This window comes from Niallia sp. Sow4_A1 (genome assembly GCF_052116745.1).
Taxonomy (GTDB): Bacteria; Bacillota; Bacilli; order Bacillales; family Cytobacillaceae; genus Niallia; species Niallia hominis.
Map to the genome: position 1 here is coordinate 36,364 of NZ_JBQKKM010000042.1, position 7,318 is coordinate 43,681.

The following is a 7,318-nucleotide window of genomic DNA, read 5'->3' on the forward strand; positions in this document are numbered from 1 at the left end:
TCTTCAAGTGATAGTTCTTCATCTTTTGATTAAGGAGGAAAATGTAATGAACCAAAAAATAGCAATAATGACCCTCAGTATTATTTTATTATTTTTCACAGCATATAGTACAGCCTCTGCAAAGGTATCTTTAGGGAAAACCGGAGGTTCTAGTGTGAAAAGTTCTTCTATTAATAGCGGTAAGGTTAGCTCAGTGAAATCAAAAAATAATACAAAAACCAATGCAAAAACTAGTCCTAGTAATATTAAAAGTAAAAATGCTGCAGCAAATGCAACTAAAGGAAAAAATAAATATAAAGGACAAGCTTATTATAAGGGGAATAATTTTAGCAAAACATTATTAACCGCTGCTGGTGTGTATTTGATTTTAGATTCTGTGACCAATGAAGGAGATCCGATATACGTTTCTGCTGAAACAGGCGAACCAGTTAAAGTTGAAGAATTGAAAGATGTAAAAGCTGTTGAGGATACTGAACCGATTACTGAAGAAGAAAAGGAAGAGGCGAGCAAAAAGGTAAATAGTTATTATGAATTAATAAGACAAGGGAATTATGGAACAGCAATTAAAGAGCTGTTACTATCTAAACCGGAAATTGAAAGTCAATTAGTGCCTGAAGAAAAGAGAAATACCTCTGATATTCAACAAGTAATAAAACAAATATCCCAATTTTATACTAGCAAAGTTAATTCTGTTGCTACTTTTAGCATAGAAGATGCTAAGGAAATCGATGGAAGAAGTATTTTGTTTACTGCTTCGTTAACTGACTCCAAAAAATATACCTATCAAGAAAGAATCGTTGCTATTAAGTTTGAAAATCAATGGTATTTAACTTTTGAACTAGTAGATGATGCTGTTAACCAAGTGATCGATAAACATGATTTAACCCCAAGGGAAGTAGTTACTAAATATTATAAAGAAGTAATAAATGCAAACTATGGGGCTGCAAGCACTTTAGTCTCTAAAAATCAAAGCTTTACAAAGGGGAAGACAGATGAAGAAATTAAAACTGAAATGATTGAAGCATTTAGTGAAAACGAAAACCCGTTATCATCAATAGACATACTTAAAGAGAAAAAAGAAAATGATCAAATGTATTCTTTCACCGTTAATCTAACTCATCTATATCCTGGATTTTTTGACGATTATATAGAGAAAACAACTGAGGTTGAAATTAAAGCTTTATATGAGGGAGGAATGTGGAAGCTTAACTTTGATGACGAGAAAAAGGCAAGTAGCAAAAACGAATCTCCCTTTTTATCACTAGATGATTTAAAGATTCTGCTACATATCGTCTTTATAGGTGCTTTATGTATTTCAATAGCGATAATGTTAAGCAATGGTTTAAAAGATAGGAAGAAGCTTAAAATGGCCATTATAAAAGGGAGAAGGTAATAACATGCAAATAATATTATGGATAGAAAAAATACTGTTGGTATTTCTTATTGGTTCATTATTATTTAAGATTCATTATTCTCGTAAATATTTGGACCAATTAAAAAATCATAAAAAGGTAAGTTTTATAAATGAAATTGATATTCCTTATGGGAAGAGCATAGGGAAAGTTATTGAGTTTTCTTTTCCTATTAATGAATATGACCCTCTGAATCCGAAATGGAATCTGATTTGGTCCATGAGAAAAGAAAATCTTAGGGTAAGTAACCGTTACTACGAAGTAAATAAAAAGAGATTTGCTTTCAAGCTGGACAATAGCAATTATTACTTATTCAGAAATGAAATTTTGATTCCTTTATCAAAAATTAAAGAAGAATATTTTGTGATTCATTTTAATGAAGAAATTATTTATTCGATTTCGTCATTGGAAGACCTCTCTAAAAAACTTTCTGAGCAGGATTTAAAAAAAAGAGATAGAGAGAGTTATAGGTTTTATTAAGGAAATTTCTGAATATGCTAATGGAATTGAAATGCAGGCTAGTCAAAAAGTAAAAATCTATCAAGATGAAAAGATGAAAGATTTATTAGAGAAACATCATTTAGCTATGGAACAAAATATAAAAAAGGTGCAATTGATTAACAAGATCAAATAAATAGAGAAGGAGATCAGGTATGTTGTTTTATATTGATGTATTGGGGGCAATTCTGAAGATACTTGGTTGGATTAAATCATTGATAGAAATGATAGATTAGTAATAGGGAATAAAAGAGGTTTATCAATGAATAATTGTGTTAATTTTTGTGTTAGCAGGTTTTATTGGCATACTTTTAGGAAGACCATTTAAAAATTGAAGTTGAAAAATAAAGACCTTTAATGCGGAATTGAAATGAAAATATAAAAGAGAGGGTCATTAGTGAGTATGAAAAATAAGAAAAGAAATTTAATTGTGTTCGGTTTTTTAGTTATAACTATCATATATATTTTTAGTTCATTTATTACAAGATCTTTAGAAAGCACATTTAATGTTTTACCTAAAAAAGATGAAGATATTGTTGTTAATGAGGAAAGAATTTATAAGATAGGTGATTATATAGTAGATAATTCCGTTTACTTCTCTGGTTTTATTAATGATTCGATTTCAATTGGAGTAATGAATGTAAGTAGTCGGGGGGATGATACTACACAGCTATATTACCCTTTAAAAAAAAATCAAATAATTGAAACGGATGTTATTAATGCTCCATTTAGTTTCACTGAAAAATTTAAAGTTGTTGATTTTAATGCTGAGACTGGAAGGCTGGAGTTAAAGAGAGTGAAGTAGTAGATAACCTATTTGCGGTAGAAAAGATTTTAATTGTGGCAAATTGACAGCTCCCATTAGAGAATGAGACTAAAACGATTACAGACTAAAGGAGAGGGTTTCACATATGTTTAAAAATCCGAATAGTAATCACTTCGCAAAAAAAATTATATAGGTAGGTAAACTTATGAATATGATACAATTTTTTGAAAGATTTTTATTATATGCCAAAATATTTGCCCCAATATTAATTTTCTTGATAATATTTTCAATTTTAATGGTTTTTGTATTAGTTGTTAGGGATATTTTTGATAGTCTTCGCATTAAATTTCTTGATAATAAAAATACAAATAAAGATAGTGATGATAAATTCAACTTAAAACAGGACATAGAAAATTAGTAGATAACTAAAGTTTGAGGGTTATAAAGAATTAAATTTGAATAGATAACTATTATTCATTAAAGGGAGGTAGTAAGTATGAAAAGAGTGGCAATAAAAGTAACACTAGAAAGAGAAGTTTGGCTTAGTAAAGAAGTATGGGAAGAAAGTTTTGGAGGTCAGTTACCTCAAGACATGGACGATTTAGACATGATAGAAGAAGAATGTTTAAGGAGAAATACAGAGTTTAAAAATGCAGAATTCATAAGTGAATTCTAGTTAAAGTACTTCCAAACCATATAAAATTAAAGTGCGTTAAAAAGGAGTGGGAAAAATGAAAGAAATTTTGATCGATATAACTTTAGATGAACCAAAAGCAACAATATTAGAAGCGATGGAACAAGCAGGATACAAGTATAAGGGTATATTCAAATACGACTATCCAGAATGGGGGCATAAATACTATGAAAGAATAAAAACAGAGTTATTCGAAAAAGAAAACAAACTCTTCTATTTTGCTAATGTTCCCCAATGGAAGGAAGGAAATATTTCAGTTATCAGAATCGGTGAAGTGGAGAATAAAAGTAACAAAAATCCTGAATATATTTATGCGTAGTTCGAAACTATTCTGCTGTAGAAAGGGGTTTATATATGAAAGTTCCAAAAGAAATAAAGGATAGTATTAGAAAGTCTGCAAAAGCGTTTCACACAGCGAGAGAACATGAAAAAATAGTAAGGGGTTAGCTTGATGAACAAGGTCTTGAAAATGATACTGTTCACGATAGCTGGATTGACACAATTGAAATGGGGTCTGGAAATTCAAAAGATTTTATTGAATTTCTAAAAAGAGTTGATGAATAGTTCGAAACTATTGTGAAGGAGTGAGTTGTTAATGGAAAATGAAGTGGTTAAGACAGTAAGTCTTGAATGTTTAGGTGTGAATCTGATTTTCTTGCTTTAACTAATAGCAAAGAATATGAATTGAATATATGTTATTGATGTTTTCTAAATGGTATGGCTAATTCATATATGAAGAGAAACGGAATAGAAAATAGATAATTTATATGGGGTAGAAAGAAGGGGATTTTCTCAGTGTCGCAAAAAGATTTAAGAGTATGTCCGAAATGTTTAAATGAGAAGAATATTGCTGATAAGACATGTAGTTACTGCAAAGAAAAATCAATAGTAATTAAAGATGGGGTTATTCTGAATTTCTTATTATTCTTTGTCCTTATGGTAATTCAGCTTGTAGCATATACATACAATGCAAGTTCACAAGATAAGTTGCTAATAGGATTTTTCTCAATGTTACTTCTGATTTTAACGAATATATTAGTTTTTGTTGCCTTGAAAAAGTTTGAAGAGAAGAATAAGTATCGTAGAAGTAACAAAAATTGAATCAAACAAAAAACGTGTTTATCTTATATTATAATTGCAAATCATACAGCAAAAGATTATATAAGGAAAAAATGATTTCAAAGTAGATAACTATTATTCATTAAAGGAGAGTTAATCGTGAAGAAAGAAAAATTAAACAAACCTTACACCATAGTTATTTTTCATAATGATAAGCCAGTTAAAAAGAAGAGATTTATTTCATTAGAAAAGTTAGATAGATATTGTGACCACGTTGAGAAATTAGGTAAAACCTATGGAACGTACAGCATAAACGCTTGGTAACTATTGCGAAGGAGTGAGGAAATGGAACACTTTTTAAAAATACAACCGCAATATTTTGAAGAAGTACGAAATGGAAATAAAAGTTTTGAAATCAGAAAAAATGACAGAGATTTTAAAGTTGGAGATACTCTTTATTTACAAGAATATAACCCTTTAGCACAAGAGTATACAGGGGAAGTAGTTAAAAGAGAAATTACTTATATTACTAATTATGCACAGCAAGAAAATTATATAGTAATGGCTATTGTTTGATAACTATTGTACGGTAGGAAAGGGGTTTTGCAATGAATAAGAATCAGAAAATTGTATGCGACTGGTTTCTAAACAATGGAATGGATTTTTTATCAGCTATAGTTGAATTAGAAGGGGTTTATGAGAGTATTCCTAACGAGGTTGCAGAAGCTTTTAGCGAACTAACTGATAAAGAAATAATAGAAGTAATAAAAAAATCAGCAAATAACATATTAAAACGTATAGCATAGTACGAAACAACTGTTCATTAGATAACCATTATGACAAAAAAATTTTAAGATTGGAGAAGCGAATCAAAAAGATGTGAATTTTAAAGTGAGTACCTTTCTAACAATAGAAGGATATAAAATATTAATACAATTAGTTGAATAGTACAAAGGTTATATGAAGGAGAGAAAATAAAGTGAATTTAATAAATATATTAATAGTGAGTTTAGTCATCATTAATTTATTTTTAATTAAGAATAAACGTTTTCCAATTATAAAAAAAGTATTGCCTTGGATAATTGTCATATTATTTTCATACCATTGGGGTGTCGGAGGATTAATTCAATATCCTTTTCTCGCTAATGTTGTTGGAATTATAGTCATTTCTTTTTGGTTTATAGTCATTACACAATATTTAAGAAGTTTATACATGAATCAAAAAGTAGAATAACTAAATTTAATAGGGTTTAACAACACGAACTTGAAAAACTTTTATAATGAAAATCGTGTTGTAAAGATAGTACTTATAATATGCCTTGATATTGAAAATTAAATAACTATTTTGTGGAAAGGGAAATGAAGAATATGAAAGATTCCATTATTATTAATGAAGCGAGAGGAAAAGCAGTAAATAATTTAATAAAGATTATGAAGAGTAGTTCGAAAAAAAGTAGAATAGCAATTCATTTTACTAGACTTAATAACAAAAGTGAAAATCTACAAAGAATAATTGAAAAGAGATAATTACAAGGTTTTAGATAGATATAGCTATAGTATGGAAAATTAACCATAAGAAAAATAGCTTAGTAATGTAGGAAGGAGAACAAAATTTTGATGATAACAGCAAAAAGTTATTTTAGTGGTGCTGGTGGAATGGACTTAGGAATGTTAGACGCTGGTATTGAAATTATGGAATCTTTTGAAATAGATAAAGTTGCTTGTGAGACTTTAAGGAAAAACTTTAAACACAGAATAAACCAAACCGATATCACAAAAATAACTGTACTCGATCAGCAAGATGCAGATGTTTATATTGGAACTTTCCCTTGTACGAAGTATAGCCGGATTGCTGATATACATGGAACTAGAACAGGCGATGATTTATTTTTACATTTTTTTAGACATGTGGCTTTAGCACAACCAGAAGTGTATATAGTTGAAAATGTTCCTGGTATGCGAAAATTTCAAGTGGTGATGGAGTGCTTAACTAGATTACCCAATTATTACGTTAGAGTAGAATGCCCTGTTAACGCAAATATGTGGCTCCCTCAAGAACGTAAAAGATTAATAGTTATAGGAACTAAAAAGCCTTTCCATAATTTATCTTATCCAGAAGCAAAACCAATGAGAATGAGAGATATTATTGATATTGGAGCAGAAGTATATACTCCTGATTATGTTCAAAAAAGATTAAATGGTGCATATCGAGATAAGCCAATTATTACAGATTTAGATGGAAAAGCTCCAACTTGTGTAGCGCAAAATATTGCCTCAATCTCTTACAAGTTGCATTTGTAGACAATGAGCACTATCGATACCTATTTTGCTTACCACTACAGAAGACTTATCATTAAAAACAAAAATGGAAGAAAGGAAAGAAGTATGCTTAATAAACTCATCGAGTTGATATCTGAAGGAAATATTAGTCTTGGACAATTATCCATTATTTTCGCTGTTATTCTAACAATAACTGCTATAATCGGTTACACCTTTCTTTTCTGGGAGCAGCGATCTTATGAAAAACTACTAACAGGTAAACCATTACCTTCTAATAGGGGTAGCGTCAGGAAAATGCGGATTTACAACGTTAAGGAAATCAAAATATAAAAAGCCTAATTTCTCGGTGTTATAAGTGAAAAATTAGGCTTTAGTTACTTCATTAAAGCGCCTGATTGTTGAAGACTAAAGTTTATATTCACCAAGAAATGCTCTTATCCTAACAAATTTTATTTAGGACTTACATGTATGCCTTCACTCTCTCGCCAATCTGCGTAAAGTATACGCTTTACATTATCATATCCATTGGTAGTTAATTGGTTATCTAACCACTGTTGATCAAATCCGAGTTCATGTAAATTATCCCATAAAATTTCCCCATCTATAATT

Annotated in this window: 15 protein-coding genes; 14 read left to right on the forward strand and 1 reads right to left on the reverse strand. The window is 29.7% G+C overall.

Translation table 11 applies throughout. The features are described 5' to 3' along the window. Positions 1 to 46 precede the first annotated feature (46 nt). The 14 genes from ACTQ5K_RS19480 to ACTQ5K_RS19545 all read left to right on the forward strand — a co-directional run bounded on the left by ACTQ5K_RS19480 (position 47) and on the right by ACTQ5K_RS19545 (position 7,039). Positions 47 to 1,393: a hypothetical protein gene (locus tag ACTQ5K_RS19480; RefSeq protein ID WP_047944121.1), complete on the forward strand. Its 1,347-nt coding sequence runs from the start codon at positions 47 to 49 to the stop codon at positions 1,391 to 1,393. Between the two features lie 4 nt (positions 1,394 to 1,397). Next, a complete protein-coding gene (locus ACTQ5K_RS19485; protein WP_047944120.1) occupies positions 1,398 to 1,892 on the forward strand; it encodes a hypothetical protein in 495 nt (164 codons plus the stop codon). Positions 1,893 to 1,923: 31 nt separating this feature from the next. Then, positions 1,924 to 2,046 (forward strand): hypothetical protein, encoded by a 123-nt coding sequence (locus tag ACTQ5K_RS19490; protein ID WP_264298272.1) that lies wholly within the window; start codon positions 1,924 to 1,926, stop codon positions 2,044 to 2,046. Between the two features lie 261 nt (positions 2,047 to 2,307). Beyond that, positions 2,308 to 2,715: a hypothetical protein gene (locus ACTQ5K_RS19495; protein WP_047944119.1), complete on the forward strand. Its 408-nt coding sequence runs from the start codon at positions 2,308 to 2,310 to the stop codon at positions 2,713 to 2,715. 457 nt (positions 2,716 to 3,172) lie between these two features. Beyond that, entirely contained in the window at positions 3,173 to 3,352 is a 180-nt protein-coding gene (locus ACTQ5K_RS19500; RefSeq protein WP_047944117.1) for a hypothetical protein, read from the forward strand. A gap of 55 nt (positions 3,353 to 3,407) precedes the next feature. Continuing rightward, a complete protein-coding gene (locus tag ACTQ5K_RS19505) occupies positions 3,408 to 3,689 on the forward strand; it encodes a hypothetical protein (RefSeq protein WP_047944116.1) in 282 nt (93 codons plus the stop codon). Positions 3,690 to 4,165: 476 nt separating this feature from the next. Beyond that, entirely contained in the window at positions 4,166 to 4,471 is a 306-nt protein-coding gene (locus tag ACTQ5K_RS19510; RefSeq protein WP_016204188.1) for a hypothetical protein, read from the forward strand. Positions 4,472 to 4,588: 117 nt separating this feature from the next. Further along, entirely contained in the window at positions 4,589 to 4,753 is a 165-nt protein-coding gene (locus tag ACTQ5K_RS19515; RefSeq protein ID WP_161798411.1) for a hypothetical protein, read from the forward strand. 21 nt (positions 4,754 to 4,774) lie between these two features. Continuing rightward, positions 4,775 to 5,005 (forward strand): DUF3850 domain-containing protein, encoded by a 231-nt coding sequence (locus ACTQ5K_RS19520; RefSeq protein WP_016204189.1) that lies wholly within the window; start codon positions 4,775 to 4,777, stop codon positions 5,003 to 5,005. A 32-nt stretch (positions 5,006 to 5,037) separates the two neighbouring features. Further along, positions 5,038 to 5,235 carry a hypothetical protein gene (locus tag ACTQ5K_RS19525; RefSeq protein ID WP_047944115.1) on the forward strand — a complete coding sequence of 66 codons (198 nt, stop codon included), beginning with the start codon at positions 5,038 to 5,040 and terminating at the stop codon, positions 5,233 to 5,235. 173 nt (positions 5,236 to 5,408) lie between these two features. Beyond that, entirely contained in the window at positions 5,409 to 5,663 is a 255-nt protein-coding gene (locus ACTQ5K_RS19530; protein WP_047944114.1) for a hypothetical protein, read from the forward strand. Positions 5,664 to 5,788: 125 nt separating this feature from the next. Beyond that, positions 5,789 to 5,956, forward strand: a complete 168-nt coding sequence (locus tag ACTQ5K_RS19535; RefSeq protein ID WP_156827845.1) for a hypothetical protein — start codon at positions 5,789 to 5,791, stop codon at positions 5,954 to 5,956. A gap of 90 nt (positions 5,957 to 6,046) precedes the next feature. Next, complete coding sequence (locus tag ACTQ5K_RS19540) at positions 6,047 to 6,730, forward strand: DNA cytosine methyltransferase (protein ID WP_226793783.1); 684 nt, start codon at positions 6,047 to 6,049, stop codon at positions 6,728 to 6,730. Between the two features lie 84 nt (positions 6,731 to 6,814). Then, positions 6,815 to 7,039: a hypothetical protein gene (locus tag ACTQ5K_RS19545; protein WP_152116065.1), complete on the forward strand. Its 225-nt coding sequence runs from the start codon at positions 6,815 to 6,817 to the stop codon at positions 7,037 to 7,039. Positions 7,040 to 7,158: 119 nt separating this feature from the next. Here the strand turns inward: ACTQ5K_RS19545 and ACTQ5K_RS19550 are convergent, their stop codons facing one another. Beyond that, complete coding sequence (locus ACTQ5K_RS19550; RefSeq protein WP_348774647.1) at positions 7,159 to 7,317, reverse strand: YetF domain-containing protein; 159 nt, start codon at positions 7,315 to 7,317, stop codon at positions 7,159 to 7,161. Position 7,318: the final 1 nt, after the last annotated feature.